This is a genomic window from Devosia sp. MC521 (genome assembly GCF_014127105.1).
Classification (GTDB): Bacteria; Pseudomonadota; Alphaproteobacteria; order Rhizobiales; family Devosiaceae; genus Devosia.
Genome location: NZ_CP059902.1, coordinates 2,669,803 through 2,695,376 on the forward strand (window position 1 = coordinate 2,669,803; position 25,574 = coordinate 2,695,376).

At 57.6% G+C, this 25,574-nt stretch carries 31 protein-coding genes; 17 read left to right on the forward strand and 14 right to left on the reverse strand.

The window, feature by feature from the left end:
• Positions 1 to 92 precede the first annotated feature (92 nt).
• A complete protein-coding gene (locus tag H4N61_RS12810) occupies positions 93 to 614 on the forward strand; it encodes a MarR family transcriptional regulator (RefSeq protein ID WP_248306518.1) in 522 nt (173 codons plus the stop codon).
• 63 nt (positions 615 to 677) lie between these two features.
• Here H4N61_RS12810 and proC read toward each other — a convergent pair whose 3' ends face one another.
• The 3 genes from proC to H4N61_RS12825 form a co-directional block, all read right to left on the reverse strand.
• Positions 678 to 1,499 (reverse strand): pyrroline-5-carboxylate reductase, encoded by an 822-nt coding sequence (proC, locus tag H4N61_RS12815; protein WP_169195646.1) that lies wholly within the window; start codon positions 1,497 to 1,499, stop codon positions 678 to 680.
• Positions 1,499 to 1,999, reverse strand: coding sequence for a YbjN domain-containing protein (locus H4N61_RS12820; protein WP_169195647.1), 501 nt, complete (start codon positions 1,997 to 1,999; stop codon positions 1,499 to 1,501). The genes proC and H4N61_RS12820 overlap by 1 nt, the downstream gene beginning before the upstream one ends.
• A gap of 330 nt (positions 2,000 to 2,329) precedes the next feature.
• Entirely contained in the window at positions 2,330 to 2,575 is a 246-nt protein-coding gene (locus tag H4N61_RS12825; RefSeq protein ID WP_169195648.1) for an accessory factor UbiK family protein, read from the reverse strand.
• 195 nt (positions 2,576 to 2,770) lie between these two features.
• Here H4N61_RS12825 and lgt point away from each other — a divergent pair, with 195 nt between their 5' ends.
• The 4 genes from lgt to H4N61_RS12845 all read left to right on the forward strand — a co-directional run bounded on the left by lgt (position 2,771) and on the right by H4N61_RS12845 (position 6,517).
• Positions 2,771 to 3,595, forward strand: a complete 825-nt coding sequence (lgt, locus tag H4N61_RS12830) for a prolipoprotein diacylglyceryl transferase (protein ID WP_169195649.1) — start codon at positions 2,771 to 2,773, stop codon at positions 3,593 to 3,595.
• Positions 3,596 to 3,628: 33 nt separating this feature from the next.
• Complete coding sequence (locus H4N61_RS12835) at positions 3,629 to 4,708, forward strand: SAM-dependent methyltransferase (protein ID WP_248306519.1); 1,080 nt, start codon at positions 3,629 to 3,631, stop codon at positions 4,706 to 4,708.
• Positions 4,705 to 5,469 (forward strand): peptidoglycan editing factor PgeF, encoded by a 765-nt coding sequence (pgeF, locus tag H4N61_RS12840; RefSeq protein WP_199368528.1) that lies wholly within the window; start codon positions 4,705 to 4,707, stop codon positions 5,467 to 5,469. The genes H4N61_RS12835 and pgeF overlap by 4 nt, the downstream gene beginning before the upstream one ends.
• A gap of 115 nt (positions 5,470 to 5,584) precedes the next feature.
• On the forward strand, positions 5,585 to 6,517 hold the full coding sequence (locus tag H4N61_RS12845) for a ribose-phosphate pyrophosphokinase (RefSeq protein WP_169195650.1): 933 nt from the start codon (positions 5,585 to 5,587) through the stop codon (positions 6,515 to 6,517).
• Positions 6,518 to 6,589: 72 nt separating this feature from the next.
• Here the strand turns inward: H4N61_RS12845 and H4N61_RS12850 are convergent, their stop codons facing one another.
• Positions 6,590 to 6,994, reverse strand: coding sequence for a hypothetical protein (locus tag H4N61_RS12850; RefSeq protein ID WP_182394178.1), 405 nt, complete (start codon positions 6,992 to 6,994; stop codon positions 6,590 to 6,592).
• A 269-nt stretch (positions 6,995 to 7,263) separates the two neighbouring features.
• Here H4N61_RS12850 and H4N61_RS12855 point away from each other — a divergent pair, with 269 nt between their 5' ends.
• Together H4N61_RS12855 and pth are read left to right on the forward strand one after the other, a co-directional pair.
• Positions 7,264 to 7,857, forward strand: a complete 594-nt coding sequence (locus H4N61_RS12855; protein WP_169195652.1) for a 50S ribosomal protein L25/general stress protein Ctc — start codon at positions 7,264 to 7,266, stop codon at positions 7,855 to 7,857.
• Positions 7,858 to 7,928: 71 nt separating this feature from the next.
• A complete protein-coding gene (gene pth, locus H4N61_RS12860) occupies positions 7,929 to 8,660 on the forward strand; it encodes an aminoacyl-tRNA hydrolase (protein ID WP_182394179.1) in 732 nt (243 codons plus the stop codon).
• Between the two features lie 232 nt (positions 8,661 to 8,892).
• Here pth and H4N61_RS12865 read toward each other — a convergent pair whose 3' ends face one another.
• The 3 genes from H4N61_RS12865 to ychF all read right to left on the reverse strand — a co-directional run bounded on the left by H4N61_RS12865 (position 8,893) and on the right by ychF (position 13,152).
• Entirely contained in the window at positions 8,893 to 10,239 is a 1,347-nt protein-coding gene (locus H4N61_RS12865) for an alpha-glucosidase/alpha-galactosidase (protein ID WP_182394180.1), read from the reverse strand.
• Between the two features lie 172 nt (positions 10,240 to 10,411).
• On the reverse strand, positions 10,412 to 11,887 hold the full coding sequence (locus H4N61_RS12870; RefSeq protein ID WP_182394181.1) for a multicopper oxidase family protein: 1,476 nt from the start codon (positions 11,885 to 11,887) through the stop codon (positions 10,412 to 10,414).
• A gap of 167 nt (positions 11,888 to 12,054) precedes the next feature.
• The gene (gene ychF / locus H4N61_RS12875; protein WP_169195656.1) at positions 12,055 to 13,152 is read right to left on the reverse strand and encodes a redox-regulated ATPase YchF; all 1,098 of its coding nucleotides are present in this window, start codon (positions 13,150 to 13,152) and stop codon (positions 12,055 to 12,057) included.
• A 196-nt stretch (positions 13,153 to 13,348) separates the two neighbouring features.
• Here ychF and H4N61_RS12880 point away from each other — a divergent pair, with 196 nt between their 5' ends.
• The 6 genes from H4N61_RS12880 to H4N61_RS12905 all read left to right on the forward strand — a co-directional run bounded on the left by H4N61_RS12880 (position 13,349) and on the right by H4N61_RS12905 (position 17,031).
• On the forward strand, positions 13,349 to 13,828 hold the full coding sequence (locus H4N61_RS12880; RefSeq protein WP_182394182.1) for a MaoC family dehydratase: 480 nt from the start codon (positions 13,349 to 13,351) through the stop codon (positions 13,826 to 13,828).
• Positions 13,825 to 14,382: a MaoC family dehydratase gene (locus H4N61_RS12885; protein WP_182394183.1), complete on the forward strand. Its 558-nt coding sequence runs from the start codon at positions 13,825 to 13,827 to the stop codon at positions 14,380 to 14,382. Before H4N61_RS12880 ends, H4N61_RS12885 begins: the two co-directional genes overlap by 4 nt.
• A gap of 31 nt (positions 14,383 to 14,413) precedes the next feature.
• Entirely contained in the window at positions 14,414 to 14,758 is a 345-nt protein-coding gene (locus H4N61_RS12890) for a hypothetical protein (protein ID WP_182394184.1), read from the forward strand.
• 228 nt (positions 14,759 to 14,986) lie between these two features.
• Entirely contained in the window at positions 14,987 to 16,006 is a 1,020-nt protein-coding gene (locus H4N61_RS12895; protein ID WP_182394185.1) for a TerC family protein, read from the forward strand.
• A gap of 171 nt (positions 16,007 to 16,177) precedes the next feature.
• Positions 16,178 to 16,570, forward strand: a complete 393-nt coding sequence (locus H4N61_RS12900; RefSeq protein WP_182394186.1) for a VOC family protein — start codon at positions 16,178 to 16,180, stop codon at positions 16,568 to 16,570.
• A 62-nt stretch (positions 16,571 to 16,632) separates the two neighbouring features.
• Positions 16,633 to 17,031, forward strand: a complete 399-nt coding sequence (locus H4N61_RS12905; RefSeq protein WP_182394187.1) for a GFA family protein — start codon at positions 16,633 to 16,635, stop codon at positions 17,029 to 17,031.
• A gap of 55 nt (positions 17,032 to 17,086) precedes the next feature.
• On the opposite strand, the gene H4N61_RS12910 is transcribed toward H4N61_RS12905, so the two are convergent.
• From H4N61_RS12910 to petA, 5 genes are all read right to left on the reverse strand, one after another.
• Positions 17,087 to 17,620, reverse strand: coding sequence for an adenine phosphoribosyltransferase (locus H4N61_RS12910; RefSeq protein WP_169195663.1), 534 nt, complete (start codon positions 17,618 to 17,620; stop codon positions 17,087 to 17,089).
• A 28-nt stretch (positions 17,621 to 17,648) separates the two neighbouring features.
• Positions 17,649 to 17,843, reverse strand: a complete 195-nt coding sequence (locus H4N61_RS12915) for a hypothetical protein (protein ID WP_169195664.1) — start codon at positions 17,841 to 17,843, stop codon at positions 17,649 to 17,651.
• Between the two features lie 155 nt (positions 17,844 to 17,998).
• The gene (locus H4N61_RS12920; RefSeq protein ID WP_182394188.1) at positions 17,999 to 18,841 is read right to left on the reverse strand and encodes a cytochrome c1; all 843 of its coding nucleotides are present in this window, start codon (positions 18,839 to 18,841) and stop codon (positions 17,999 to 18,001) included.
• Positions 18,842 to 18,855: 14 nt separating this feature from the next.
• Positions 18,856 to 20,109 (reverse strand): cytochrome b N-terminal domain-containing protein, encoded by a 1,254-nt coding sequence (locus H4N61_RS12925; RefSeq protein WP_169195666.1) that lies wholly within the window; start codon positions 20,107 to 20,109, stop codon positions 18,856 to 18,858.
• 15 nt (positions 20,110 to 20,124) lie between these two features.
• Positions 20,125 to 20,652, reverse strand: coding sequence for a ubiquinol-cytochrome c reductase iron-sulfur subunit (gene petA, locus H4N61_RS12930; RefSeq protein ID WP_169195667.1), 528 nt, complete (start codon positions 20,650 to 20,652; stop codon positions 20,125 to 20,127).
• 237 nt (positions 20,653 to 20,889) lie between these two features.
• Here petA and H4N61_RS12935 point away from each other — a divergent pair, with 237 nt between their 5' ends.
• From H4N61_RS12935 to H4N61_RS12950, 4 genes are all read left to right on the forward strand, one after another.
• Complete coding sequence (locus tag H4N61_RS12935) at positions 20,890 to 21,360, forward strand: tRNA (cytidine(34)-2'-O)-methyltransferase (protein WP_182394189.1); 471 nt, start codon at positions 20,890 to 20,892, stop codon at positions 21,358 to 21,360.
• A 74-nt stretch (positions 21,361 to 21,434) separates the two neighbouring features.
• Positions 21,435 to 22,307 carry an oxygen-dependent coproporphyrinogen oxidase gene (hemF, locus tag H4N61_RS12940; RefSeq protein ID WP_248306012.1) on the forward strand — a complete coding sequence of 291 codons (873 nt, stop codon included), beginning with the start codon at positions 21,435 to 21,437 and terminating at the stop codon, positions 22,305 to 22,307.
• A gap of 65 nt (positions 22,308 to 22,372) precedes the next feature.
• The gene (locus H4N61_RS12945) at positions 22,373 to 23,506 is read left to right on the forward strand and encodes an AAA family ATPase (protein ID WP_182394190.1); all 1,134 of its coding nucleotides are present in this window, start codon (positions 22,373 to 22,375) and stop codon (positions 23,504 to 23,506) included.
• A gap of 66 nt (positions 23,507 to 23,572) precedes the next feature.
• Positions 23,573 to 23,758 carry a DUF1059 domain-containing protein gene (locus H4N61_RS12950; RefSeq protein WP_169195670.1) on the forward strand — a complete coding sequence of 62 codons (186 nt, stop codon included), beginning with the start codon at positions 23,573 to 23,575 and terminating at the stop codon, positions 23,756 to 23,758.
• Here H4N61_RS12950 and H4N61_RS12955 read toward each other — a convergent pair.
• Both H4N61_RS12955 and H4N61_RS12960 read right to left on the reverse strand, forming a co-directional pair.
• Complete coding sequence (locus tag H4N61_RS12955) at positions 23,755 to 24,918, reverse strand: CCA tRNA nucleotidyltransferase (RefSeq protein ID WP_182394191.1); 1,164 nt, start codon at positions 24,916 to 24,918, stop codon at positions 23,755 to 23,757. The genes H4N61_RS12950 and H4N61_RS12955 overlap by 4 nt on opposite strands.
• Positions 24,915 to 25,538, reverse strand: a complete 624-nt coding sequence (locus H4N61_RS12960) for a CoA pyrophosphatase (protein ID WP_182394192.1) — start codon at positions 25,536 to 25,538, stop codon at positions 24,915 to 24,917. The genes H4N61_RS12955 and H4N61_RS12960 overlap by 4 nt, the downstream gene beginning before the upstream one ends.
• Between the last annotated feature and the right edge of the window lie 36 nt (positions 25,539 to 25,574).

Consider the following 25,574-nt stretch of genomic DNA (forward strand, 5'->3'; position numbering starts at 1 on the left):
CCATTGCCGCCGATCATGCATAAGGGACATGCCCTTGGCAAACCCGAACACCTTTGGGATAAGACCAAGTGGAAGGCGACAGTGGAGAAACTATGCCTGCGGACGCAAACAATGTCAACAAGGCTGACATAAATTCAGCAACGCTGGAGCATGCTGACCTGCCGCTCGACATCATGGGGCTTTTCTTTTTTGCCTACAGGGACTTCACTGCCGACGCGGATGCGGTCTTGGAGCGTCAGGAATTCGGCCGCGCTCACCACCGCGTGCTTTATTTTGTAAATTTACGTCCAGGCATGTCGGTAGCCGATCTTCTCGACATCTTGAAAATCACCAAGCAGAGTCTCGCCCGCGTGCTGCGACAACTGGTGGATAACGGTTATATCGAGCAACGCACCGGACAATCGGATCGTCGCCAACGCCTGCTTTACGCCACGGACAAGGGCCGCGAGTTTTTCGCAGTGCTGTCTTCGACTCAGGCGAGCCGCATTAAATCCTCTATCGCGGCCCTCCCCCCTGACGCTGCCGACATCGTCCGTAAGTTTCTCGTTGGCATGGTCGACACCGAAGATCACCGTAAGCTCGACCAGCTCAGCCTCACGACAAAACTCAAGTAAAATGGCCCCCAAGCACTGTGCTTGGAGGCCATCGCTTATCTCTGTCTCTCGCTGGTTGCGGGCTTAGCCGCGGCCCAGCTCTTCGCTGCGCAGCTTTGCCGCTCCCACGGCCCGCTCCATCAGCGGCGTCAGACCGTCGTCGGCCATCAGCACATTGAGCGCCGCAAAAGTGGTGCCGTTCGGCGAGGTCACGTTCTGGCGCAACACGCTGGCCGGTGCCGGGTCGGCCTCCATCAACGCTGCCGAACCAATCACCGTCTGGCGCGCCAGTTTCATGGCGATGTGCTCAGGAAGCCCCTGCGCCACACCAGCTGCCGCCATAGCCTCAACCATATTGAACACATAGGCCGGGCCTGAACCCGAAACCGCGGTAACGATGTCGAGGTCGCCTTCCTTGTCGAACCACAGGACCATGCCTGCAGCCGCCAACAGCGCATCAGCCGCAGCGCGATCCTCAACGGAAGCGCCCGACCCTGCGACTGCGCCCGTCACACCCTTGCCCAACTGAGCCGGGGTATTGGGCATAGTGCGCACCACACGGTCTGTCCCCAAACCCGCCGACAGCTTTTCAATCGAAATACCGGCGGCAATGGAGAGAACCAGCGTATGTGAACCAATCACGGGCGCGAGGCTGTCCATCACGGGCCCGATCACTTGCGGTTTAACCGCCAGAACCAACACATTTGGCTGAAGACCAAAGGCTTCTTTATTGACGACAATGCCATTGTCCGCCGCCAAAGCCAGCGCTTGCTCGCTGGGGTTGGGATCAACCAACACCAGGTTCGACGCCGGAAATCCAGCCCCGAGCCAGCCTTCCGCCAGTGCCAAGCCCATCTTGCCGGCACCAACCAGCATGACCGGACCCAAATTTTGCAAATTCGTCATCAGGCTTCGCCTACCGTCTCAAACATCACATGGCTCAGAGCGTCTGCGGCTGATTTGCCAGCCCACACGACGAACTGGAACGCCTGATAATACAGATCGCAGGATTCGCTGGCCGAACGAAGCAGCGCTTCACACTGCTGGGGCGACACATCCGCGCCACCGGTGAGCAGGTGCGAATTCCGGAACAAGACGACGCCTTCCTTGTGCCAAGCGTCGAAGTGGCCAATCCAAAGTTGTTCGTTGATGAGGCTGATCAGTTGTTTGATTTCAGCGCGCCGCGCTTCGGGAACTTTCAAGTCAAAGGCACAGGCAATGTGCAGACTTTCCAGATCCTGCATCCAGTTGAACGACACATGATAGTCGCTCCACCCTCCGCGTACTGAAATAGAAATCTCGTCCGCGTCCTGACGTTCAAACGTCCAGTCGTTGATCGAAGCGATGTGCTCGACTAGGTCCACCGGGTGGGACATCCGATCGGGCTCGAATTCAATCAGAGACATGAAGTTCCGTCCTCACAAAGGGCGTTGTCATGGCGCAGCATTTGCTGCGCGTTCTGGATGCGCGTGAAGGAACTTGATCGCCGCAACCGCGACTTACGAATCGTCCTCCTAAGCAAACCCTACACTGAGCATTTGATTCAGGGCACGCGGGCCAACCGCCGAACGCCAATCTCTTGTGGATGATCCTTGGTCTTTAAGTATTAACGAGGGTTTAACAGAAATTGTGCACACCGTTTCATAATGGTGCACTTTCATCGCCCAGGAACAATTCCCAATAAAAAAGGCGCCACGTTACCGCAGCGCCTTCGCATGATCATCAATCCGCTATTGTTAAGCGGACTTACCGCGCAACTCAGCCAGTTCCTTGCGCAGAGCGTCAATTTCTTCGCCCTGCACCTGAACCAGCTCGCGCAGCGCGTCGAAATCTTCGCGCTTCACCAGGTCCATATCATTGACGATGCGCTGAGCTTGGGTCTTCACCACGGTTTCGACCTCGCGGCGAACGCCGTCAGCGACGCCAGCAGCTTCGTTCATCACACGACCCAGCCCGTCGAATAGCTTGTTGTTCTGGTTCATACTGTGTCCGTTCCCATTGGGGCATTGTTTGCATTTACTTAAGCCACCTAGGACCTAAAAACCAGAGTACCCAAGCAAAGCCCTTTGACGTGCTCAACGTCACAGGGATTGAATGGCTCCAACCGACGCGCTACCTCAGGCACTCTATTGCCACGATTGCTTGGCAAGTTTCGGTCGAACCTCGGAGAACCATCGGTGCCCTTCCCCAATATCGACCCGATCGCCATTGCTATCGGCCCTATCGCTATCCGTTGGTATGCACTGGCCTATCTCTTTGGTGTTTTCCTAGGCGCGGCCTATGGCTATTCCCTGCTCAAGAACACGCGGCTCTGGCACCGCGGCAATCCCCCCTTTGAAGCCAAAGACATTTGGGATTTCGCCTTCTGGGCCATGCTGTCCATCGTTATCGGCGGCCGCGTTGGTTATGTGCTGTTCTACAACTGGGGATATTACAGCCAGAACCCGCTGGAGATGATCAACACGCTCGATGGCGGCATGTCCTACCACGGCGGCATGGCAGGCCTGATGATCGCTGCCATCTTCTTCACGCGCTCCAAAGGCGGCAATTGGCTGTCGAGCCTTGATCTCCTCGGCGCAGTGGCCACCATTGGTATTTTCCTTGGCCGCGTCTCCAACTTCATCAATTCCGAGCTTTATGGCGCACCCACCAATTTGCCCTGGGGCGTGGTCTTCCCGACCGACCCGATGCAAGTGCCCCGTCACCCAAGCCAGCTTTATGAAGCCCTGCTCGAAGGCCTCCTGCTCTTCATCATCATCCGCATCGTCACCCATATCTTTTATGGGCTGCGCAAGCCGGGCCTCGTCGCTGGCATTTTCGCCATTGGCTATGCGCTGGCGCGCTCCTTTGTCGAATTCATCCGCCTGCCGGATGCGCAATTGGGCTATCTCAACGGCGAATGGCTCACCATGGGCCAGCTTCTCAGCCTTCCCATTCTCCTCGGCGGCATCGCTCTGGTGGTCTACGCGCTGACCCGGCGCCAAGACCCCATCCGCCCATAATCCTCTTTCTCTAGTGCAAGTGAGACGTTCAACGTGAACCAAGCCCCCACGCTTGAGCAGCAGATCGAATTCCAGATCCGCACCTCCGGTCCCATGTCGGTCGCGACTTACATGGGGCTTTGCCTCACGCACCCGAGCAAAGGCTATTACAAAAACCATGACCCATTCGGCGCCAAAGGTGACTTCATCACCGCGCCGGAAATCTCGCAGATGTTCGGCGAGTTGATCGGCTTCTGGGTGGTCAATCTCTGGCAGCAGATGAACGAGCCCAAGACGTTCACCCTGCTCGAACTCGGCCCCGGTCGCGGCACGCTGATGAGCGACGTCTTGCGCGTTGCCTGCCGCGCCCCCGGTTTCCGAGATGCGCTCGACCTGCGCCTTTTTGAAACCAGCCCTGCCCTTGTGGCCGAGCAAAAAGCGCGCCTCGAAGCTTACGATCCCAAATGGCTCGAGAACTTTGAAAATGTCGGTTCCGGCCCGATCATCATTCTTGCGAACGAATTTTTTGACGCCTTGCCGATCCGTCAGTTCGTCCGCAAAGAAAACGGCTGGCATGAGCGTCAAATCGGGCTTGATGGCGACAAGCGCGTCTTCGGCCTCTCGCCCACACCCATTCCGCCCATGTCCATGCCGCCCGGCGTGGCCGACGCCGCGATCGATGAAATCCTCGAATTCTGCTTCGGTGGCGCGCAACTCATGAGCCGCTTGAGCCAGCTGGTGAGCCGTCAGGGCGGCGCTATGCTCGCCATCGATTATGGCTACGCCCGCACCCAAACTGGTGAAACCCTGCAAGGCGTACGTCGCCATGCCTATGCCGACGTGCTTGAAGCACCCGGCGAAGTCGACCTCTCGGCTCACGTCGATTTCGAGGCGCTGGCCAGCGTTGCGCGCCAGTCTGGCCTCGCGGTCCAACCGCTCCAGACCCAAGGCGGCTTCCTCACCGACATGGGCATTAGCCACCGTGCGACGGCCCTTGCCGGGGCCAACCCCAATCTGGCGCAAGACATTCGCGCCGCCGAGCAGCGCCTCATCGGTGCCGATCAAATGGGTGAGTTGTTCAAAGTTCTTTGCGCCCACAGCCCCGGCCTGCAACCGTCAGGTTTCGGCGCATGACCCTGTCGGCAGAACACTCTCCGTCCCTTGCGTCCATGGATTGGCTCCGTCACGGCTTTTTCGGTCGCAAGGGCGGCGTCTCAACCGCCCCTTACGACAGCCTAAACGTCGGCCTCGCCGTTGACGACAATGAAGCCAGTGTTCTGGCCAACCGCCAAGCTATCGCGGTTTCATTGGGTGGTGCTCCGCTGATCGTTCTCAAGCAGACTCACTCTACGCATGTCGAGACCATCACCGCGCCCCTAACGGGCGTGGTCGAGGGCGACGCCATGGTCACCGCCACCCCCGGATTGCTTCTCGGCATTCAAACCGCCGACTGCACGCCGATCCTTTTCGCCGACCGCCAAGCGCACATCATCGGCGCCGCTCACGCTGGTTGGCGCGGTGCCGTTGAGGGCATTATCGGCAATACCATCGCTGCTATGGTTAAGCTTGGTGCGGATCCTGAGCACATTGTTGCGGCATACGGCCCCACCATTTGGGCGCAAAACTACGAGGTTGGCGACCAATTCCAGACCGATTTCCTAGCTCTGCATCCCACTGGCGACGACCTGTTTTTCACCCCAACTGGCGGAAAAGCCCACTTCGACCTACCCGGATTTGTGCAGGCACAACTAAGGGATGCAAGGGTTTCCACCATCGAGCAAGTGGGCGGCTGTACCTACGACAACCCAGACCGCTATTTCTCCCATCGCCTCGCGACCCATCAATCGCGCAAGACCGGTCGGCAAATGTCCGTAATTAGCATCTCTCTGCGATAATTTAACGACACTGGCCAAAAGTGTAGTTGTGAGTCCGAAGTTCTGCCGCTAAAGCTGCCCACGAAACTGGTTGGCCCCTGCTCCCGTGGGGCCGGTTGAGACAGGATCGCACCTCATGAAACTGGTGACTGGCAATTCCAATCGTCCATTAGCGGAAGCTGTGGCGAGCTACCTTGAGCTGCCGCTGACCGATTGCACGGTCAAGCGCTTTGCCGACAAGGAAGTCTATGTAGAAGTGCATGAGAATGTGCGCGGTGAAGACGTCTTCATCCTACAGTCGACAAGCTACCCGACCAATGACAACTTGATGGAACTGCTGATCGTGATCGATGCTCTGCGTCGCTCGTCAGCCCGTCGTATCACCGCCGTTATCCCTTATTACGGCTACGCCCGTCAGGACCGTAAATCAGCACCACGCACGCCGATTTCGGCAAAGCTGGTTGCCAACCTCATCACCGAGGCTGGTGCAAACCGCGTCCTAACGCTCGACCTGCATGCCTCGCAGATTCAGGGCTTCTTCGATATCCCAACCGACAACCTCACCGCAGCTCCGGTGATGGTGCGCGATATCAAGGATCACTACGACGTCAGCAATGTCATGATCGTGTCGCCAGACGTTGGCGGCGTGGTTCGTGCACGCAATGTGGCGAGCCGCATTGGCGTCAACCTCGCCATTGTCGACAAGCGCCGTCCCCGCGCTGGCGTGTCCGAAGTGATGAACATCATCGGCGACGTATCGGGCAAGACCTGCATTCTCATCGACGATATCGTCGATTCTGGCGGCACGCTGGTAAATGCTGCTGAAGCTCTGCTCAATGCGGGCGCCAAGGAAGTCTCCGCCTACATCACACACGGCGTATTGTCCGGCGAAGCTGACAAGCGTATCGCCGCTTCCAAGCTCAAAGAACTGGTCATCACCGACTCGATCTTTGACCCGCAAAACAGCAAGGCCGCGGCCAATATTCGCCGCATGAACATCGCTCCGCTCCTCGGCGAGGCGATTGCCCGCACCGCCAGCGAACAGTCGGTTTCGAGCCTGTTCGACTAAGATTCGAGACCTTTTCGGTCTCTATAAAGCCTTCAGACCACCAGCATGGTCTGAAGGCTTTTTCTTGCGCTCTTACGAGTTACGCAGCTCGATCGTTCCCGCTTTGGCAGCCGCACGACAATCGGCCGCGTCGTGCATGATGTCGTCCTGAATCAAAGCTGTTTCGGTCATGCCGCTGCCGCTAAAGCGCATGTCATCGCACTCACCGTCATTGGCGAACTCGCCCTCGTCGTCGCCAAAATCAATCTTGCCGTCTTCCGCGACGCCCAGAAGTGAAATCTTGCCGGCGTCATACGCGCTCTGACAGTCGGTGGCATCGGCCAGCAGATCCTCGCTGAGCAGATCGGTTGCCGTCATGCCAGCGCCAGTGAATCGTGGATCGTCGCACTCGCCATCATTAGCGTAGCTGCCACTGTCATCGCCGAAGTCGACTTGGCTCTGCGCCATCGCCGGAGTGACAGCCGCGCAAAGAACCACAGCGCACGCCAAAACTATTGATTTCCATTGAACAATCCCGAGATAAATACAAACAGGGCAGACCCTATCTTCGGGATGCGAACCTATCAAATCACTTATGCCGCCCCCGTGCGTTTTCACCCGGCCAAGAGGCCCGCAAAACCACTATATTTCTTGCTCCCCGCCCCCCTTTGCGCTATAGCCGCCCCCATGAAGCGCTCGTCACCCCTGGAGGACGGGCGCGTATGGTGTTGTGTAACACCGTACACCAACCGGAATGGATGATTTCCATGGCCAATAAAGTGCTCAAGGCACAGGCGCGCGACGGAGTGGGCAAGGGGGCAGCTCGCGAAGCACGTCGTCAGGGACTTGTTCCTGCAGTTATCTACGGTGACAAGAAGGCTCCTGTCACTGTGTCCGTCTCGTTCAAGGACGCCTACAAGGCGATCTACGCAGGCGGCTTCAAGTCCCACATCCTCGACCTCGACGTTGACGGCACCATCCACCAGGTAATCCCACGCGATTACCAGCTGGACGTTGTCCGCGATATGCCACTGCATATCGACTTCCTGCGCGTTTCGGCTAAGTCGCTGATCACCGTAGAAGTTGCTGTTAAGTTCATCAACGAAGAAAAGGCTCCTGGCCTTAAGAAGGGCGGCACTCTGAACGTCGTTCGTCACGCTGTTGAACTGACCGTTCTCGCTCACAAGATCCCGGAAGAAATCACCGTTGATCTGACCGGCGCAGAAATCGGCGATTCGATCCACATCTCGGCAGTAACCCTGCCAGCTGGTGCGGTTCCGACCATCACCGACCGCGACTTCACTATCGCGACCATCGTCGCTCCTTCCGCACTGAAGTCGGAAGAAGCTGCTGCTGAATAATTTCAGTTTCTAGCTCGATGCTTTCTGAGGCGGCCTTGCGGCCGCCTCAGTCATTTGTAAGGTTTGGTTTCATGAAACTGCTCGTTGGTCTGGGCAACCCCGGCGCTCAATACTCTGGCAACCGCCACAATATCGGCTTCATGGCGATTGACGCCATTGCCCGCGCCTATGGCATTTCCGCGTGGAAAACCAAGCACTCGGGCCAGTATGCCGAAGGCAATGTCGGCGGCGAGCGCGTGCTCCTCCTCAAGCCTCAAACCTTCATGAATAAGTCCGGCGACAGCGTGCAGCAGATCGCCAAATTCTTCAAAATTCCCGTCAGCGAGGTCTACGTCTTCTATGACGAGCTCGATCTCGCGCCGGGCAAAGTCCGCGTCAAAACCGGTGGCGGAAATGGCGGCCACAACGGCCTGCGCTCCATCGACCCGCAAATCGGCCTCGACTACAAGCGCATCCGTCTCGGTATCGGCCATCCCGGCAAGGAGAACGTCACGCACCACGTTCTCGGCGACTTCGCCAAGGCTGACAAAATCTGGCTTGAGCCGCTGCTCGATGAGCTGGCCCGTCAGACCCCGCTTCTCCTCAACGGCGACGACGCTGGCTTCATGAACAAGCTCGCCCTCGCGCTCAAGCCCGAAGAACCAGCCAAAGAAGCCAAGCCGAAGAAACCTTCGCCAGAAGCGTCTGAAGCACCCAAAGGCCAAAGCCACATCCGCCAAGCCCGCCCAGCGGCGTCCAAGGTCGAGCTCCCCAAATCCGGCCCCATGGCCGACATGCTCAAAAAGCTTTTAGGCGGCGAGTAACCGCCCCACACTTCCCCATGAACAGGGGGAGGAGCTGCATCGAGTGGAATGTGACAAACCACTTCAGTCGCAACCCTAACCCCAAACACCGCACTGCCTCCCTCCCCCTTGAGGGGAGGGATTGAGGGTGGGGGTCTTCAGTTCGGTGCGTACTCAGCCCAAATCTCCCCACACACCCGATGCCATCCCTCCCCCGGTTCCGGGGGAGGCTAGGTGGGGGCAACGCTGAGCCTTACCCCCGCGCCCACTCCGGCAACATGTCCCCGTGCGCCTTGAGCAGATCATCCACCAGCGACCAGATCTGATCGAGGTCGAGTTCCGCCGCCGTGTGTGGATCAAGCATCGCCGCGTGATAGATATGCTCGCGCTTCTCTTCGATCAGCGCCCGCACGGTGAGCTCCTGCACGTTGATATTGGTGCGCATCAGCGCCGCCAGCTGTGGCGGCAATTCACCGATATAGGTTGGCTGAATGCCGTTGCTATCGACCAGACACGGCACTTCCACTGCGGCCTGGTTTGGCAGCGAGGTGATCACCCCATTGTTGCGCAGATTGCCGTAGATCACCGAGGGCTCACCGGTCCAAACCGAATTGACGATGGAAGACGCATATTCATGCGAAGCCTTCACGCTGATCGTGTCGGCATTGCGATACTGCTCGGACGTCTTCTTCCAATTCTCGATCTGCTCAATGCAGCGCTTTGGATATTCATCCAGCGGAATGCCGAATTTTTCGATCAGATCGTCGCGCCCGTCCTTGATGAAATACGGGGTGTATTCGGCAAAGTGCTCGGAGCTTTCGGTGACGAAGTAGCCGAGGCGCTTCATCATCTCATAGCGCACCTTATTCGGGCAACGCGGGTTCCAACCGGGCTTAGGCGCACGACCCTCAGCATAGGCGCGGTGCAGCTCCGGATAGAGGTCCTTATACGACCCATCCGGCTGACGATGCTCAAACTTGAGATAGAAGGCCATGTGGTTGATACCGGCCGAGCGGTAGCGGATTTCCTCGTATGGAATGTCGAGGTCATGGGCCAGCTCATGCGCCGTGCCCTGCACCGAATGGCACAGGCCAACCTGCTTGATCTTGGGAAATTTCTCCGCAATCGCCCAGGTGTTGATCGCCATCGGGTTCACATATTGCAGCATCACCGCCTCAGGCGCGACCTGCATCATGTCTTCGCAAATGCTCCAGAGATGCGGCACCGTACGAATGCCGCGCATGATCCCGCCAACGCCCAGGGTGTCAGCAATCGTGTGGCGCAGGCCATATTTCTTGGGCACATCAAAATCGATCACCGTCGATGGCTCAAAGCCACCGATCTGGAAGCAGACGACGACGAAATTGGTCCCCGTCAACGCCTCGCGCTGGTTCGAGTAGGTCGTCACACTCGCTGGCACACCCAGCGTTTTGACCAGCTTCCCGGCGATAATCGCGCTTTCCTCAAGACGCGTCGGATTAATGTCCATCAAGCGAATTTGCGCACCGGCAAGGGCCGGACGCTGCAAAATATCGCCAACGATATTCTTCATGAACACGGACGAGCCAGCGCCGATGAACGTGATGATAGGATTAGCCATTTAGAAAATGCTCCGATAGCGGCCAGGCCGGCCCGCGGCTCCTCCCGCCGCTTTAGTCCATGCTAGCGTGACCGCATCGACTTGCAATCCGGGATTAAAAGCGAATATTCCGGCTTTCTAAGCTTTACCCATGAGACGCAAAAAAGGCGGGATCGCTCCCGCCCTTCAGATTTTATCCAACGACCTCAACAATGCCCATCATGCCGTGGTCTTCGTGGAAGAGCAGATGGCAATGGTAGACATACTTGCCGGTAAAATCGAGGAAGCGATGACGAATGGTCAGCGACCCGTTCGGCGGAATGCCGCGCGTATCTTCCCACGAGAGAACCTCGTCAACGGGCTCGCCATTCACCGCCACGACTTGGAAGTCGTTGGTGTGAATGTGGAACGGATGCCATTCGGGCGAGTCGTTGACCAACTCCCACTCCTCGAAGGCCCCGAGCGGAACCGTCTGGTCCACGCGGTTCATATCCACCTGCTGGCCGTCGATCACAAAGCGTGTGCCGCCCGGCTCGCCGCGGATCACGTCAAAGCGAATTGTCCGCTTCCGATCGACTTCTTTCCCACGCAGGTCTTCCGATAGCGGCAGCAGCACTTCTGGGATCTGGTGATCGGTGACAGCATCACCCTCTTCAACCACAAGCGTTGCCAGCAGCTCATCCGGCTCATACTGGCGCGGCGAACCCAGCCACAATGTCTTGCGCAATTCAAAAGCGCCACGGAACATGTGCCCCTGCACCAGCACATCGGCGCGCGTGCCCGGTTCGATCAGCAGTTGATCATGCTTGACCACACGGGTCATCGCATTACCGTCCTTGGAAATCTGATAGAGCGGATGCCCTTCCAGCCCGATCATGAGATAGGTTTCCGAGGCCGCGTTGACGAACCGCCACCGCTGCACTTCGCCCGAGCGAATGCGCAGCGTCGGATTGATCTGCCCATTCACCGTACGGGTCTGGCGATGCATGTCCTGATCATCCGATGGGATGATGGAGTTGTTTTCGTCAAACTGGGTCGACTGGATGACGAGCAGCTGATCGACACGATCTTTGATCCCCTCAACCTCATCAAGCCCGCCCTCGATAATCAGTGCGCCGGCCAATCCGCCCGACACCTGCGAATAGGTCACCCCATGCACATGCGGGTGATACCAATATGTCCCCGCCATATGGTCGGCCGGAATCTTAATCTCGTAGTCGAATGTTTCACCCGGCTGGATTACGAGCATAACGTTGTCGCTATTGCCCGATGGTGACACATGCAGACCGTGCGTATGGAGGTTCGTCACATCATCGAGATCATTGATCAACTTGATCTTGATGGTATCGCCCGGCTTGGCCATGAGCGTTGGGCCTGGATACTGCCCGTCAAAGCTCATCACCGTGGCTGTCTCGCCATCCACATCGGCTGGCCCATAGGCAAGACGTAAAGTGGTCTCCAGCACGCCATTCACCGACCGGCGCACTTCAGGGAAACGGATATCGTCACCCGTGGCCAGCGCCACAGCGCGGCTCAGAGGCTTTTCGGTCACCCGCACCTCACCGCCATGATGGTGGGCGTGTTGTGCCAAGGCAGGAGCGGCAACACCGGAAGCCGCAAGCGCGCTTCCAGAAACAAGCAACTTTCGACGGCTGATCGAGACAGACATAACGGCTCCGGAAAAGATCTTACTCTGAGCACGTTAGCATAGAGCCCAGATTCGACGGCAATAGTGTTTGCAATCTAAAATCGACCCGGATGTTGCTCTCCAAAACCACCAACAAAAAAGGGGCCGCCGCAGCGACCCCTTCTCAATCTTGCAAAAATCCAAAACCCTTAGGTGTTGAACTTAAACAGCATCACGTCGCCGTCCTTGACGACATATTCCTTGCCTTCGTCGCGCGCCTTGCCCGCTTCCTTGGCACCAGATTCACCGCCGAGTGCGATGTAGTCTTCATAGCCAATGGTCTGCGCGCGGATGAAGCCGCGTTCAAAGTCAGAGTGAATAACGCCAGCCGCAGCCGGAGCCTTGTCACCCTTATGGATGGTCCAGGCGCGCGTTTCCTTCGGACCTACGGTGAAGTAGGTCTGCAGACCCAAAAGGTCATAGGCTTCACGGATCAAACGGTTCAGACCAGCTTCCGACAGGCCGAGGCCTTCAAGATATTCTGCCTGCTCTTCGTCTGGAAGCTGCGCCAACTGGCTTTCGATTTCAGCCGAGATGATGACGACGCCTGCGCCATTGGCAGCAGCATAGTCTTCAACCAGCTTGCTCATCGCATTGCCCTTGTCGGCCGAACCTTCGTCTACGTTACACACGTAGAGAACGGGCTTGGACGTCAGCAGCTGCAGCTCCTGGAAAGCCTTTTCTTCTTCAGCATCGCGCTTAACAAAGCGAGCCGACTTGCCTTCGCGCAGAACAACCAGAGCGCGATCGATCAGATCGAGCGTGACCTTGGCGTCCTTGTCATTGCCCTTGGCCTTCTTTTCCACGCCAGCGCGGCGCTTCTCAAGGCTTTCAAGGTCAGCGAGCATCAACTCGGTCTCGACAACTTCGGCGTCCGCTAGCGGATCAACCTTATTGGCGACGTGGATGATGTTGCCGTCTTCAAAGCAACGCAGCACATAGGCAATCGCGTCACATTCACGAATGTTCGCGAGGAACTGGTTGCCCAGCCCTTCACCCTTGGATGCACCCTTCACGAGGCCCGCGATATCCACGAAGCTCATGCGTGCTGGCAATACATTGATGGACTTGCCGATTTCGGCAAGCTTGTGCAGACGCACGTCCGGAACCGGCACATCACCGACGTTCGGCTCGATCGTGCAGAAAGGGAAGTTTGCAGCAGCTGCTGCGGCGGTGCGCGTAAGCGCGTTAAACAGCGTCGACTTGCCCACATTCGGCAGACCGACGATACCCATTTTGAAGCCCATTGGGATCTCCGGAAATCATTGGGTTCCAATTGGGTCGGATTGCCCCAGAAGTCAATGCGTCGGGGTGTACTCCCTGCCTCCCAAGGCCCATCACGGTGCTGAAAATGATCTCAGTGAAGCAAGACCATCCCCAAACACCTTGCCCGTGCCCCGCACCCTATGGCAGAAGAAAACAATTGACGTATAGGGAAAGCAAATGACCAATCCAGTCATAGCTAATCGTCTCCATTTTGAAGACCTGCGCCTCGGCGAAACTATTGCGCTCGCCCCCTCGACGCTGACACGCGAGATGATCACGACTTTCGCCGCAGAGTTTGATCCTCTGCCTTTCCATTTGGATGAAGAAGCAGCTCGCCAGAGCCTACTCGGAGGCCTCGCCTCCAGCGGCTGGCAGACGGGCGCTTTGAGCCTTCGCGCCCTCGTCGATGCGTTCCTCTCCAAAATCGCGTCGGCTGGCGGCCTCGGCTTTTCCGATCTGAAGTGGAAGGCCCCGGTCATGGTCAATGACACTATCTCAGGCACTGTCACGATAGCCGAGCTCCGCCGCTCGCAGTCACACCCCCATTGGGGCATTGTCACCCTTGATTTCGACATTCGAAATCAAAAGAACAAGCAGGTCATGACCATGCGCCTCGCCAATCTGGTTGAGTGCCGCAATCCGGAGGTCGCGGCATGACGCGCTGGTTTGAAGAGATCAATCTGAACGAAGACTTCCCGATGGGAAGCCACACATTCACTCAAGACGAGATCGTGCGGTTCGCATCGCTCTACGATCCGCAGTATTTCCATACCGACGCCGAAGAGGCCAAGCACAGCCATTTCGGCGGCATCATCGCCTCCGGCTGGCACACTGCATCCGTCGGCCAGCGGCTCATGGTCGATGCGCTCTTTGCCGAAGAAAAGCGCCTGCTCGATGCCGGCCAGTCGCCGGGTGTCTCGGGTCCCTCACCCGGCATTAGTTCTATGCAATACACCACGCCGGTTCGCCCCGGAGACACCATCACCTATTCGATGTACGTCAAATCCAAGCGCGTCTCCAATTCGCTCCCGGGCTGGGGCGTGCTCATCACCCATGTGTCGAGCACCAACCAGAATGGCGAAGCCGTCTATTCGGCAGAACTCGTCAGCTTCTCGAAATTGCGCGACTACAAGATGCCCCTCAAGCTCAAATTGCTCCTTGGCCTTGCCAAAGTTCCTCTGCTCAAGAGTTTGATCAAGCGCGGGTCTTGAAAGACAGAGGTCGGGTCGGCACTGTGCACTTATGCGCCGATTCGCCCTTGCACTTGCTGTCACCGCCGTAACCGCAATCCCTGCCTTCGCTCAGGCCTATGAAGGCAATTGGAGCTGCAGAGACGAGACCACTGAACGCGTGGGCATTCTCACCATGTATGGTGGTGTCTATGGTTGGGCCGGCCGAACCATGGGCGACACACGCTCCGGCACAGGCACGATTACTGCCTATCAGGACGGCGTCGGCTTCAACGATGGCAATCTGCTGGCCAATGGGTCGGTGCAAGCGGGCCGCATTACCAGCGACGAAAATTTCAATATCGCCCTGCAGCTGGAAACAGCTGAAGCCGTCGTGATGTTCTGCACCGTCCGCTAATCCCGTCTGACGCCCCACAAAAGACCTCAACGGCCCCGCTGCCGCGCGTTCTCACGCCAATTGGGCACAGCATAATTCTGTGCTTTGCGGGCTGCCTCGCGGCAGCACCTTGAAACTTTCCCGTTTCTGGCGCATTTTATACGAGCAGCGCCGGGCCCCTCTGGTCGTAGCTCTTGCTACGGCGATGTCGGAGCTGCTCCACCACGTTACATGGAGAAGGTCCGGCACATGGATATGTTGCTGTCCGCTTTTTCGGGCGAGTTCCTCGGCACCCCCGTTTACTTCTGGGTCGCGTTTATCGCGATCGTTCTTGCTCTGCTTGTCTTCGACCTTGGCATCCTTCACAAGGATGAACACGAGATCGAAGCCAAAGAGAGCCTTATGCTCTATGGCTTCTACGTCATCATCGCGCTTGCGTTTGGTGCTTGGGTCTGGTTCCAGCGCGGCTCTCAGGCCGGGCTTGAGTTCTACACCGGCTATTTGATCGAGCAGTCTCTGGCGATGGACAATATGTTCGTCATCGCCACGATCTTCGGCTTCCTTGGCATCCCACGTCTCTACCAGCACCGCGTGCTGTTCTGGGGCATCTTGGGTGTAATCCTGTTCCGCGCTGTTCTCATCGGCGTTGGCGCTGCTCTGGTTCACCAGTTCAGCTGGATTCTGGCCATCTTCGGTGCCTTCCTCATCTTCACCGGCTTGAAAATGTTCAAGCACGAAGACGAAGAGCCGAACATGGAAGACAACAAGATCTACAAGTTCTTGTCGTCCCGTTTCCGCGTCACCAAGGAACTGCATGGCCGTAACTTCACCGTTAAGGCTCCAGATCTGAAGACCGGTAAGCTCGTCACCTGGCTGACCCCGCTGGCCATCGCGCTGATCATGGTTGAAATCGTCGACCTGATCTTTGCGGTCGACTCGGTTCCAGCTGTGTTCGCGGTCACCCAAGACACCTTTATCGTCTACACCTCGAACATCTTCGCGATCCTTGGCCTGCGCGCGCTCTACTTCGCTCTGGCAGCCGCAATGAACCGCTTCCGTTACCTGCAGGTATCGCTGGCCGTCATTCTGGTTCTCATCGGTATCAAGATCTGTCTGGTGCCATTCGGCATCCATATCGACACCCTGCTCTCGCTGGGCGTCACGATCTCGATCCTTGCTGCTGGCGTCTTCTACTCCCTGTGGAAGACCCGCAACGAGCCAAACATCAGCGCCGAAGACCATCCGGAAACCGGCAAGCTCGAGCCTTAATTCGCTCAGCTCTGAACACGAAAGAGGCCCTTCGGGGCCTCTTTTTTTGGGTTCACCCGCCGTAAGCCAGCCTTCACAATTGCGTCGGCAAGCCCCGACCTCGCCCTATTCTGTTCAAGCTCTGGCCCCATTCTGCCGTTAACCCTTCGGTAAAGAATGAGGAGAAGCGCCATGGGCGTCATCAATCAAATCGTTTTTGACTGCGAGCACCCTGCCGCTCTGGCAAGGTTTTGGGCCAACGCATTAGATGGCTACGCCCTGCGCGAATACGACCAGCTTGAGTTGGTTCGGCTGGCCGTCTTTGGCCTCACCCCAGAAACCGACCCAACGGTCATGGTCGATGGCCCCGGCCCGAGCCTCTGCTTCCAAAACGTCGATGGACAGCGCCACGATAACAATCGCGTCCACCTCGATGTGGAAGTGGCCAATCGGCAGCCGGAGGTGGATCGCCTGAGAGAGCTTGGCGCCAGCATTGATCGGGTCCTGCCCACCTATACGGTGATGCGCGATCCTGAAGGCAATCAACTCTGTCTCGTCGACAAGCGTGAGGCCATGGCTGCCTGAGCCTACTGACAAGCTCTGTCAAAACCAATGGTTAGCACTCTCTCATAACGAGGAGACTAACCATGGCTTTGACCGCGTCTTGCCACTGCGGCGCTATAAAATTCGAGATTGCCTCTGCCCCAAGCGAGGCACACACCTGCAACTGCAGCTATTGCCAGCGGTCGGGAGCCGTTTGGACCGGTGTAAAGCCTGAGGATTTCAAGCTGCTCTCCAATAGCGCTGAAGGCACCTACAACCCGACAGGGCTCAACGTGCATCACTTCTGCGCCGCGTGCGGCATGCAGACTTGGGGCGACAGTCCCGATTGGAGCGCGATCTACAACGACGACGGTACGCTTAAGCCGGGCGCGACCGAGGGCGTCCCCGAAACCCGCTCCATGTATTTCAATCTCAATTTGGTCGATGATTTCGACCGCACCTGCATTCCAATCACCGCCATGGATGGCCGCAACAACTGGTAGAAACGACAAAGGGGCCGAGCTAGGCTCGCCCCCTTCACATTCAGCTTAAACCGGCTCAGTGGCCCTCAAAAGCCATCAGCGCGCTGACTTCAACGTTCTGTGCCGCCAACTTCGCCGCGCCGCCGAGATCAGGCAGATCAATGGCAAAGGCTGCATGGTCACACGTTGCACCCGTGCTGCGCACAAGGCTGACTGCAGCAATAGCAGTGCCGCCCGTGGCGATCAGATCGTCGACGATCAGAACCTTGTGCCCAGCGTTGAGCACGTCAGCATGGATTTCAATCGTGTCGACGCCATACTCAAGCACATAGTTCTGGCCGATAGTTGCGCCCGGCAGCTTGCCGCGCTTACGGACCGGCACAAAGCCCACGCCCATCGCGATAGCAACGCCAGCGCCAAAAATGAAACCACGCGCTTCAATACCAGCGACATGGGTAAAGCCCTGATCGCGATATTGAGCCGCGATCTGTTCAACGCTTTGACGGAACCCTTCCGGATGCTCGATCAGGGTGGTGATGTCCCGAAACAGAATCCCTTCCTTGGGATAATTCGGAATCGTACGGACGAGCGACTTCAGGTCGAGCGACATCTGCGGCCTTGAGGCTAGAATTTAAGAATTAGGTTTTGTTGCGGCCCAAAAGATGCCGCGCCAGAACGCCAGCACTATAGGCGACATTCCGGGATGTGTTGATTGCGACTTCGCGCGTTTTCGGGTTCTGAGCCACTGCCTGAATCCCCGCGCGAACCGCTGGGTGGCGGCTGACGGTGATAGCAGTAGTAACGACCGTAACGGCCAGACGTACAGCGGACATCTCAGTCCTTCTCTCAACACAGCGACTTCACGGGAATATCACCATACTTCCACCCGATGGCAAGAGCATGGCGCAAGCGTGAGCGGATTAGTTTACCCAAACCACCAAAAAGAAAGGGGCCCAACGGGCCCCTTAAATGTTCAGCGAGCGTGCACTTAGTGCTCGATGCCCTTCCAGAGCTTGCGCTTGGTTGCATAAAGCAGACCGGCGAAGCCGATGAGGAAGATCAAAACCATGAAGCCGGTTTCCTTGCGGCTCACGAGGTGAGGCTCTGCAGCCCACATCATGAAAGCAGCAACGTCATGGGCGTACTGGTCGAGGGTTTCCGGAACGGTTTCACCGTTTGGACCTGGCTCATACGTCACCGAACCGTCAGACAGCGGAGGTGCCATGCCAATAGCATGACCAGGGAACACGTCGTTGTACGACTTGCCATCTGGGAGCTCAAAGCCTTCTGGAGCTTCGTCGCGGTAGCCGGTCAGCAGACCATAGATATAGTCAGCGCCGCCTTCCTGGTAGCCAGTGAAGTAGTTGAAGATCCAGGTCGGGAACTCGTCCTTGACGCCGCGAGCCTTTGCCAGCACCGAGAAGTCAGGCGGGAAAGAACCGCCCATTGCTTCGGCTGCTTCAGCGTCGCTCGCGAACGGGCTCGGCCAACGATCCGCTGGAACAGCTGGGCGTACGCCACCTTCTGCGGTTGCATCAGCGACTTCGTACTCAGCAGCAAGTGCCTTGACCTGTTCTTCCGAGAAGGACGGGCCATTCTCTTCCGAAAGGTTACGGAACGAGAGAAGACGCGCACCGTGGCAGCTCGCACAAACTTCACGATAGATCTGGAAGCCACGCTGAAGCTGGTTCTGATCGTAGGTACCGAACAGACCGCCGAACGACCAGTTCTGACGTTCGATTGGAGCACTTTCGCCGGCGGCGAAGGCTGGAGTCGCAGCAAGGCCTGCTGCGACTGCCATTGCGATAGCAATGGTTTTGATTTTTGACATAGGTCTCGCCTCGTTCACGAGTGTACCTTGCCGAGAACACTCTCGGAGATGCTGGTCGGCAGCGGCTTTGGCGTTTCAATCCGCGAAAGCACCGGCAGAATCACAAGGAAGTAGATGAAGTAGTATGCAGTGCAGACTTTTGCCAATGTGGTGTAGACGCCTTCTGCCGGTTGCGCACCGAGGTAAGCCAGACCGATGAAGTTGATCACGAACAGAGCGTAGAACCACTTGAACATCGGACGGAACGAACCCGAACGAACCTTGGAAGTATCGAGCCACGGCAGAACCAACAGCAGGAGCATCGAACCGCCCATGGCGATAACACCGCCAAGCTTGGAGTCGATGAACAAGATGTTGAAGTCAACCGCACGAAGAATGGTGTAGAACGGAAGCAGGTACCACTCTGGAACAATGTGAGCCGGCGTTACCTGGCTATTCGCCATGATGTAGTTGTCGGCATGGCCCAGAATGTCCGGCGCAAAGAAGACGAACCAAGCGAAGGGGATGCAGAACAGCACCATCGCGAACAGGTCTTTCATCGTGTAGTACGGATGGAAAGGCACGGTATCGCGTTTATCCTTCACTTCGACGCCAATTGGGTTGTTATTACCCGGTACGTGAAGCGCCCAAATGTGCAAGCCCACCACCGCAGCGATGATGAACGGCAGCAAGTAGTGCAGCGAGAAGAAGCGGTTCAGGGTTGGGTTGCCAACGGCAAATCCACCCAAAACGAGCTGCTTAATGCTTTCACCAATGCCCGGAATTGCGGTGAACACGTTAGAAATAACGGTAGCACCCCAAAAGCTCATCTGACCCCACGGCAGGATATAGCCCATAAAGGCGGTAGCCATAGTGAGGATGAAGATCAGCACACCCAGAATCCAGATGATTTCACGTGGTGCCTTATACGAGCCATAATACAGCCCACGGAAGATATGAATGTAGAGTGCGACAAAAAACATCGACGCACCCACAGCATGGGTCGCCTGAATGATGCGACCGCCGTTGACGTCACGACGAATGTGCTCAACCGAGTCGAAAGCCATCGAGACGTTCGGGGTGTAGTGCATGGCCAGGATAATCCCGGTCACGATCTGCACGCCAAGGCACATCACGAGAATAGCGCCGAAGGTCCACCAGTAGTTGAGGTTCTTCGGAGTGGGGAAATCCATCAAGTGCTCTTTAGCGAAGCGCACGACCGGCAGGCGGTCATCGAGCCACTTCTCGACTGAGGATCCGGGAGTATAATTCGAGTGTTCAGAAGCCATCGGGTAAGTCCCCCACTAACCGATCTTAACCAGCGTATCGCTGACAAATTCATAAGGCGGCACGACGAGGTTTGTCGGCGCGGGACCCTTGCGAATGCGACCTGCGGTATCATAGTGCGAACCATGGCACGGGCAGAACCAGCCGTCGAACTCACCAGCTTCACCAACTGGTACGCAACCAAGATGCGTGCAGTTCGCAACCATAACCAGCCACTGTTCGTGACCTTCCTTGGTGCGCTGCTCATCTGTTTCCGGATCCTTCAGATCCGACAAAGGCACAGCCTTGGCTTCAGCAATTTCAGCAGCCGTACGGTGACGTACGAAAACAGGAAGACCGCGCCAGGTAATGGTTACCGACTGGCCTTCTTCGATTGCGCCTAGGTTGAATTCGATGCTGGCGAGAGCCAGTGTTGAAGCGTCCGGATTGAGCTGATTGATCAGCGGCCAGACCACGGCGGCTGCGCCAACAGCGCCAACAGCGCCCGTGGCGACGTACAAAAAGTCCCGCCGGTTCGTGGATGAATGTTCTACTTCTGTGGCCAAAGTCCGTATCCCCGTACGAATGCACCTTTGACGGAGCCGGCAGCGGCATTATCGATTATGCAAATAGGAGAATATGCAGAATCGACCGCCGTCCGCCCTCAAGCGGTCCGTCAGTTAGGGTCCTTTTTGCACTGTCACGGGCACTTGTCCAGAGTGCGACAACTGACAGCACCCTCCTGCGACACTATACCCATGGATCATGCATGCTCCACCCTTGCGAAAGATGAACACTTAGTCATGGCCTTGGATTTAGCACTCTATCAACCTGACATTGCAGCAAATACCGGGACCCTTTTGCGCTTGGGAGCGTGCCTGGGAGTACCAGTTCACGTTATTCATCCAGCCGGCTTTGCCATCACCCAGAAAAATCTCGCAAGATCTGGAATGGATTACCTCGATCACGCCAATCTTGTTGAGCACAACAGCTTTTCAGCCTTTGAAGACTGGCGGATTTCCCAAGGCAGGCGGCTGGTTTTGATGACAACCAAGTCCAGTTCATCACTTTATAAGGCGCAGTTTGTCGCTGGCGACATTTTGCTCCTTGGACGTGAAAGCGCTGGCGTGCCAGATGAGGTCGCAGAACGCGCCGACCTTCGTATCCGTATCCCCATGCGAGAAGGCCTGCGCTCTCTCAATATCGCTATCGCTGGCGCTATGGCTTTAGGAGAAGCCATCCGTCAGACTGGCAGTTACGCTGAAGACATTTGAAACTATCCGCACGGCATCCCCCCATGCTGCTAGGACCCTTTACAGTTTCCGCATAAAGGTACATGTCCCCCGCCATGACACTGCCAATCGATATCGACGACAAGAAAATCGCTGCGCAAGCTTGGTTCCGCACTCTGCGAGACAAGATCGTGGCGGAGCTGGAAGCTATTGAAGCTGAGGTCACCGGACCTCATGCCGATAGGGCGCCCGGCAAGTTTGAAATTTCCCCATGGGATCGCGCCGCTGGCGGCGGCGGCGAAATGGGCATGCTTCACGGCCGCGTCTTTGAAAAGGCAGGCGTGCACATCTCAACTGTGCACGGCACCTTCTCCGAAGACTTCGCCAAGCAGATGCCAGGCACCGAAGCGGGTGCGGGCTTCTGGAGCTCGGGCATTTCGCTCATCATCCACCCTTGGAACCCCCATGTTCCTGCCGTGCATATGAACACGCGTATGATCGTCACGGGTAAGCAGTGGTGGGGCGGCGGCGCCGACCTGACGCCAGTTCTCGACGTTAAGCGCACGCAGGACGACACCGACACTATCGATTTCCACGCTGCCATGAAGGCGGCCTGCGAAAACCGTCCGGGCGTCGACTACGATCGCCTCAAGGCATGGTGCGACGAGTATTTCTTCCTGCCACACCGCAATGAACATCGCGGTATCGGCGGCATTTTCTACGATCACCTCAATACTGGTGATTGGGACGCCGATTTCGAATTCACCCGCGCTGTCGGCGAAGCCTTCCTCGACATCTATCCCAAGCTCGTTCGCCGCCATTTTGAAAAGAACTGGTCCGAAGCTGAGCGCGACGAACAGCTGGTTCGCCGTGGGCGCTATGTCGAATTCAACCTGCTCTATGATCGCGGCACGACCTTTGGCCTGAAGACCGGTGGCAATATCAATTCCATCCTCTCCTCCATGCCGCCTGCGGTAAAGTGGCCCTGATCGGCGACTGACCCAACTCAAATTTGATCATGGCGCCCCCACTCACCTTCTGATTGACTGGCGCCATGACTGTTTCTGACCTTGAGATCAAAGCCTATCGCTCGGTTCGATCGATCCGCTTTCCCCTACGCCGCCTCACCGTGCTGACCGGCGGAAATGGCGTGGGCAAAACCAATCTCTATCGCGCCCTAGAACTCCTGCAAGCTGCGGCCAATGGCACCATTACCCATGCCATCGCACGCGAAGGTGGGCTTGGCTCCGTCCTCTGGGCGGGCGAGCGCGGGGTCAAAGACCTGCCGCGGCTCAGCCTCGAAGTTGGCCTTGAGGCCGACAATGGATCCGACGTCATCCTGCCGCGCTACGCCGTTGAAGTCGGGTTCGGCGACAGCAAATACGAAGCCGTCTTCTCCGAAGAACCCCAGATCAAATCCGAGAGCCTGATCCTGCCCGGTCGCCGTCCCGTGACGCTGCTGGAGCGCAATCGCGCGGCCGTGTGGTATCGCGATGATAATGGCGCGCGCCGCCAGCTTGATGATACGCTCCTGCCCAGCGAAACCGCTCTCTCGTCATTGCGCGGCACCCTCCCCGAGGTCGATGCCGTTCGCCACATGCTCGCAAGTTGGCGATTCTATCACGGCTTCCGCACCGACCCAGATTCGCCGTTGCGCCAACCTTCGCTCGCCATCACCTCGCCCATGCTCGATTCTGACGGCAGCAATCTCGGCGCGGTCTTTGCGACCCTCAAACATATTCGCGGCGACACCGTCGATCTCGACGTAGCAATTGATCGAGCCTTCCCCGGTGCGCGTCTCGACATCCCACCGCCAGACAAATACGCCAGTTTCACCATGACCTTCCCTGAGGTCCCCCATCGCCCCTTCGGCGCTGCGGAACTCTCCGATGGTACATTGCAGTTTCTCGCCCTGCTGGGTGCCCTCCTCAGCTACCGCCCCGCCCCCTTCATTGCCCTCAACGAGCCTGAAGCCTCACTCCACCCCGATCTTCTGCCCGCTCTGGCGCAAGCCATCGCCCGCGCTTCTGAGCGAACCCAAGTCTGGGTCGTCACCCACTCCCAAGCGCTCGCTCGGGCCCTTGAAGACGCAACAGGCCTGGCCCCGCGCACCGTTATCCGTCGCAAGGGCTCAACCTGGCTCGAAGGCCTTTCCGACATGGGCTTCTTCCCCGATGACGAAGATTAGCGGAACCCATACCCCGCCCACTCGTTGGGCCCGGACACGCCCAAGGTCAAACCAAGGAGTTACGTGATGAAGCGATTTGATGCTGGAACACTCATCCCAGGCGCAACCTGGCACGCAGAGGCGGAATCGGAAGCTGAAGTCGTGCGTCGCGCTGTCGAAAATCTAAAATCTTTGCACGGCGAAACGGAAGTGCGCCCCGACATGGTCGAGCGTATCAAAGAGCGGATCGTCGATGTTGGTCCCCGCGCCTAAAGCGCGAGGAGCTCATCTTTTGAAAGCGTAAAACCGCTCTCGACCCAGGCCTTCTCAAGCTTTTTAAGCCGTTGACCCAATTCCGGGCCAGCGGCAACGCCTTGCTCTATCAGGTCTTTCCCCGACACGGGCAGCGGCTGCGCGGGCAGTCGCGCCAATTCTCGCGCCGCTTCCATAAGCCGATCACGCGGCCAGTCATCAGTGCTCGCCGCAACAGCCAGCCCTTCAACCGCGTCTTCGCCAAACCGATAAGCGGCCCAGTTGGCTTGATTATGCGCCAGCAAGTCTGCGGACTCAACAATGCGTAAAGCCTTGGCATAAACCTCGCCCGAGAGCCGCCACTCGGCCTGACGCAGCGGCAGGCTATCCGCGCCCAAGAGCGCCAAGCGCGCTTCGGCGGAGCGACCGCCAAGGTCCTCATAGGTTACAAGGCTTGCGATCTGCTTTTCCGTCGCCCGCACAAGGCCAATGCCTTGCATAACCGCCAGCGTCCGCGCCACTTTTGGCTGCGCCAGCATGCGCATCATTTCTGAACCGACACGCTCGCGCGAGAGATGGTCCAAGCGCCCCGAGGCCGCGCGACAAGCAGCCAACCCCTCGGCATCAAACTGCCCGCCACCATGCGTCGTTGAAAATCGGAAGAACCGATAGACCCGCAAACCGTCCTCAGCAATTCTCGTCGCCGCATCGCCAATAAAGCGCACGCGCTGATTATGGAGATCGCCCAATCCGCCCAGCGGATCAAACACCGTCCCATCAGCTTCCACATAGAGTGCGTTCATCGTAAAATCGCGCCGCTGAGCGTCCTCCACCCAGTCTGTGCCAAATTCCACCTGCGCGTGCCGACCATCGGTCTCCACGTCCTTGCGCAAGGTCGTCACTTCCACGCTCGTATCGTCGAGCCGAAGCGTCACCGTCCCGTGGTCTATGCCCGTCGGATAGGTCGCTATGCCCGCAGCTTTTGCCCGTTGCATCACGCTCACCGGCAACAACTCGGTGGCCATATCAATATCGGTATTGGGCCGAAGCGAGCCGAGCAGGCTGTCGCGCACAATCCCACCGACCGCGCGGGTTTTCCCCTCAGCGCCGCCGAGAATCGAGAAAATGGTCTGCACAGCAGGAAGAGCGAGCCAATCCGCTTTAAGCTTGGTCGACGTCATGCAGCATCCTCATCCATCACCAAATCTCGGAATTTCCGCGTGAGATTGGCCGTTATACCCCAGATCATGTGGCCATCATGGTCGATCTGCCAAGTGGTGTGTTCTTTCCCCTGCCGAGAGATTTTAAAGCGCCCATAGGTGGATCGCTCTAATATCCGCGACAGCGGCACTTCAAACACCGAATGCACTTCCCCCGGATTGGGAACAAACGGCCCGCTCGGACTGACCAAAGCCACAACCGGGGTAATCAGATAATTCGTGCCCGTGTAATAGGTCGGCAAATAGCCAAGGATTTTCACATCCTCCGCCCGCATCCCCACCTCTTCATTGGCCTCGCGCAGAGCCGCCGCCGCCACATCGGCATCGGTCTTGTCGACCTTGCCGCCGGGAAAAGCCACCTGCCCCGAATGCGCCCGCAAATCGGGCGACCGCTCCGTATAGAGCACCGTCAACCCTTCGGGCCGCTCCACGAGAGCAATCATCACTGCCGCCTCAACGGGCGGACGGTCATAGGGTGTCAAAGGCGCCCAATCGGGCACCAGCTCTCCGGCGTGTACTGGCGGAACCTGCAACAGGCGGCTGCTCAGTCGAGAAAGGAATGCGTCGTCGCGAATAGTCATAGCGCCAGATTAGGGCAGCCGAACGCAAAGAGCAGC

Coding starts and splice junctions, on each gene's coding strand:
- H4N61_RS12895 (WP_182394185.1), top strand. CDS start 14,987: ATGGATATGTTGCTGTCCGCTTTTTCGGGCGAGTTCCTCGGCACCCCC.
- H4N61_RS12855 (WP_169195652.1), top strand. CDS start 7,264: ATGGCCAATAAAGTGCTCAAGGCACAGGCGCGCGACGGAGTGGGCAAG.
- H4N61_RS12900 (WP_182394186.1), top strand. CDS start 16,178: ATGGGCGTCATCAATCAAATCGTTTTTGACTGCGAGCACCCTGCCGCT.
- H4N61_RS12920 (WP_182394188.1), bottom strand. CDS start 18,841: ATGTCAAAAATCAAAACCATTGCTATCGCAATGGCAGTCGCAGCAGGC.
- H4N61_RS12935 (WP_182394189.1), top strand. CDS start 20,890: ATGGCCTTGGATTTAGCACTCTATCAACCTGACATTGCAGCAAATACC.
- H4N61_RS12820 (WP_169195647.1), bottom strand. CDS start 1,999: ATGTCTCTGATTGAATTCGAGCCCGATCGGATGTCCCACCCGGTGGAC.
- ychF (WP_169195656.1), bottom strand. CDS start 13,152: ATGGGCTTCAAAATGGGTATCGTCGGTCTGCCGAATGTGGGCAAGTCG.
- H4N61_RS12845 (WP_169195650.1), top strand. CDS start 5,585: ATGAAACTGGTGACTGGCAATTCCAATCGTCCATTAGCGGAAGCTGTG.
- hemF (WP_248306012.1), top strand. CDS start 21,435: ATGACACTGCCAATCGATATCGACGACAAGAAAATCGCTGCGCAAGCT.
- H4N61_RS12925 (WP_169195666.1), bottom strand. CDS start 20,109: ATGGCTTCTGAACACTCGAATTATACTCCCGGATCCTCAGTCGAGAAG.
- H4N61_RS12885 (WP_182394183.1), top strand. CDS start 13,825: ATGACGCGCTGGTTTGAAGAGATCAATCTGAACGAAGACTTCCCGATG.
- H4N61_RS12960 (WP_182394192.1), bottom strand. CDS start 25,538: ATGACTATTCGCGACGACGCATTCCTTTCTCGACTGAGCAGCCGCCTG.
- H4N61_RS12915 (WP_169195664.1), bottom strand. CDS start 17,843: ATGTCCGCTGTACGTCTGGCCGTTACGGTCGTTACTACTGCTATCACC.
- H4N61_RS12865 (WP_182394180.1), bottom strand. CDS start 10,239: ATGGCTAATCCTATCATCACGTTCATCGGCGCTGGCTCGTCCGTGTTC.
- H4N61_RS12945 (WP_182394190.1), top strand. CDS start 22,373: ATGACTGTTTCTGACCTTGAGATCAAAGCCTATCGCTCGGTTCGATCG.
- H4N61_RS12955 (WP_182394191.1), bottom strand. CDS start 24,918: ATGACGTCGACCAAGCTTAAAGCGGATTGGCTCGCTCTTCCTGCTGTG.
- H4N61_RS12905 (WP_182394187.1), top strand. CDS start 16,633: ATGGCTTTGACCGCGTCTTGCCACTGCGGCGCTATAAAATTCGAGATT.
- pth (WP_182394179.1), top strand. CDS start 7,929: ATGAAACTGCTCGTTGGTCTGGGCAACCCCGGCGCTCAATACTCTGGC.
- H4N61_RS12950 (WP_169195670.1), top strand. CDS start 23,573: ATGAAGCGATTTGATGCTGGAACACTCATCCCAGGCGCAACCTGGCAC.
- proC (WP_169195646.1), bottom strand. CDS start 1,499: ATGACGAATTTGCAAAATTTGGGTCCGGTCATGCTGGTTGGTGCCGGC.
- pgeF (WP_199368528.1), top strand. CDS start 4,705: ATGACCCTGTCGGCAGAACACTCTCCGTCCCTTGCGTCCATGGATTGG.
- H4N61_RS12910 (WP_169195663.1), bottom strand. CDS start 17,620: ATGTCGCTCGACCTGAAGTCGCTCGTCCGTACGATTCCGAATTATCCC.
- H4N61_RS12880 (WP_182394182.1), top strand. CDS start 13,349: ATGACCAATCCAGTCATAGCTAATCGTCTCCATTTTGAAGACCTGCGC.
- H4N61_RS12825 (WP_169195648.1), bottom strand. CDS start 2,575: ATGAACCAGAACAACAAGCTATTCGACGGGCTGGGTCGTGTGATGAAC.
- H4N61_RS12890 (WP_182394184.1), top strand. CDS start 14,414: ATGCGCCGATTCGCCCTTGCACTTGCTGTCACCGCCGTAACCGCAATC.
- H4N61_RS12810 (WP_248306518.1), top strand. CDS start 93: ATGCCTGCGGACGCAAACAATGTCAACAAGGCTGACATAAATTCAGCA.
- H4N61_RS12870 (WP_182394181.1), bottom strand. CDS start 11,887: ATGTCTGTCTCGATCAGCCGTCGAAAGTTGCTTGTTTCTGGAAGCGCG.